Here is a 2568-nt window from a genome sequence, read left to right as displayed (position 1 = left end):
CCCCGCCTCAAGCTTTGCTGCCTGTAAATGCAAAGAACCCGTCGCTGACTGTTGACCATCACTCCCAATACCGCTTGCTAGAAGAGCATGGGACTGGAGCTTGATCAGATCGGCGCCCACATCAACAGTACCGCTCGCTGCAACGCGAGCTTGCTCAGCCAGTTCAATATGTTTCAAAGCCTTCAGTTCAACTGCTTCTTCTGAGAAAAGCAGATCTTTCACGTGCACACTATCGTGGTGGGAGTGAGCCTTCACCGCTCCTTTGGCGCGTGCTTTGGCAATCACCAGCTTGCCATCACTTGTCAATCTCATGGCGCCTGCATTGGCAACCATGTCTCCGCGCATCTTAACGCCGGCGCCTTTATCATTGGCAATCACGCGGATCTGCCCCGCATACATTCCACCAAACTCACTGGAATCAATCGCCAATTCCGGCTCTTTGCCATCAGAACCAAGAGAAGTTGCTTCGCGTTTGTCATAATCAAAATGATTGCGCCCCGCGATAACAGCCAAATCTCCTTTGACCTGTATGGGACCCCCGACACTGATCTTGCGCGAAACAAGATCAAAAATATCTAATGCACTCCCATCAGCCCCACGAGAACCTATGGTGATATCTCCACCCTCAACACGCAACCCACTCAAAGCCCCATCGGCTCCAATAATCGGTTGTCCGGTCGATAAAGTCACCCGTGGAGTATTGATAAAACCACAACCGTTACAGGTAATCCCATTGGGGTTGGCGATAATAACATCCGCCATATGCCCGTGTACTTCGCTCATGCCTTCAAGACGCGAGCGATTGGCACTTACCACTTCATTAAGGATAACCTTTGCTGCACCGCTATAACGCAAATTGCTGTTGCCTGGCACCAATCCCCCAAGCTGTGAACGCGAGACTTCCTCAGTCGAATTGTTCAAAATTATGCCATGGGTATCAACATTGAAACTGTCATATTTGTTATGAGAAAGACCCTGTCCATTGGGGCGAACAATATCAATCAGCGGCACATCATTGCCGGCTTTCCCCACCGTGGGGCGGAAAACAGAGCCAACCCCATCAGCTGCTTTAATCCCTTGGCTCTCTTGTGCAACAGGACTTCGCGCTCCAAGCGCTTGTGCTTGCAATAACAAAGGCTGAAAAGCTAAGCAAAAGCTTAAAACAAGTGAAAGCCCCTTATGGATCCCTCGCTGCAAAACACAAAGAACGCGCTGCCATAGCTTGTATCCATATCCCAATCTATGCTTTTGATCTTTCAATCCCCGCATCTTCAGCTCCTCATAAAATTCTTTATCTCTTTAAAAAAACAACCCATATGGGTATAAACAGCGCAGCGATATTTTTACCGCCCCTTTGCTCTAAAATCTCAATAATGCCCGCACTTGAAATAACCCTGTCGCATTTCCCTTTTCTCGCACTGTCGATTGGGTTAAAATATTCGAATAAGACACATCAATATCCGTAATGTCTCCGGTTGCATGGAAACCAAGAGTTGCCCCAACGAGGCTCCCGCCAAAACTGTTTTTGTTTACATCATTGGCCACGGCCCCCAGATCAAGCGCCATATAAGGGGCAAATTGGCTCATAAATTTACGCCCCATTCTCGAAGAAAAACCTGGCAACAACAGCGACAATTCATTGCGCCAAAACGCCCCATTATTGCCGTAATAAATCGCCTCACGCACCCCACGCACAGAGGAACTACCACCAAGCGATATTTGCTCTGAACTAAACAACGTGTCGGGTGATAATTGTCCTGAAAACAGCGTGTTATAGCGAAAGTTATATTGTTTGAGCGAAAAAGGACGCACGTAGCCTAGGGAAAAAGATAATTTGGAAAATTGCCCTTTGGGTGAATTTTTTGTTGCATTCTCTTGCTCTTTATCGTCATAAGCGCCAAGAATTGCCAACCCTTTATGAAACCCTATATGCGCGCTTAATTCTCCTCCAAGCCACTTGCGCGAGTGATCAAGCTCAAAGGTTGCAATAGCTAGTTTACGGCTGGAAACATCAACCCGACTGCCCATAATAAAATTATCAGAATATTTCCATGTCAAGCGTCCTGTAAGCCAGGTCTTTCCCTCTTGATCACGGTCGATAACCCGTGAAATCCACGGTGTAAGCGATAAAGACTTACCCGCAGTCATAATATCGGAAAATATTCCCTTAACACTCGAATGATATTGGCTCCACGTCCCATCAAAACCTGTTGTCCAAGTGCCATAGGGAAGAGAAAATGATCCCGTTAGAGTATCACTATTGGGACGCTTGTGAGAAAAATGATACGGACTACCATCCATAGAACGCTGATAGCTAAACGACCATTGATCATTGATCCCCAACAGATCATCAAAAGAAAGGCTCAAGCGCGTTTGATAAAGCCCTGTTGCTTTAGCGCCAAGATTATCGCTGGAAAGCGTAATAAGCCAAGGTTTCTGTTTTTCAATATGAACATCGAGTATCGAACCACCCGAATTGCTACCCGCACCAAGATTAATGGTGGCTTGGCGTGAGAAAAGCCGATTGATTTGATCAAGCCCTTGCTCTATCTGGCGCAGATTGGTCGG

Annotated in this window: 2 protein-coding genes; both read right to left on the bottom strand. The window is 47.0% G+C overall.

Going from position 1 to position 2568, the window contains the following annotated elements:
* A partial coding sequence (locus ACFIL3_RS08375; RefSeq protein WP_375682069.1) for a filamentous hemagglutinin N-terminal domain-containing protein occupies window positions 1-1269 on the bottom strand: 1269 nt, incomplete at its 3' end.
* Window positions 1270-1359: 90 nt separating this feature from the next.
* On the bottom strand, window positions 1360-2568 hold a 1209-nt coding region (locus ACFIL3_RS08370), incomplete at its 5' end, for a ShlB/FhaC/HecB family hemolysin secretion/activation protein (protein ID WP_375682068.1).

The sequence above is a fragment of the Bartonella sp. CE47NXGY genome, assembly GCF_042195415.1.
GTDB lineage: Bacteria > Pseudomonadota > Alphaproteobacteria > Rhizobiales > Rhizobiaceae > Bartonella.
The sequence above is the reverse complement of the archived record's forward strand: the minus strand, read 5'-3'. Positions and strand labels throughout refer to the sequence as shown.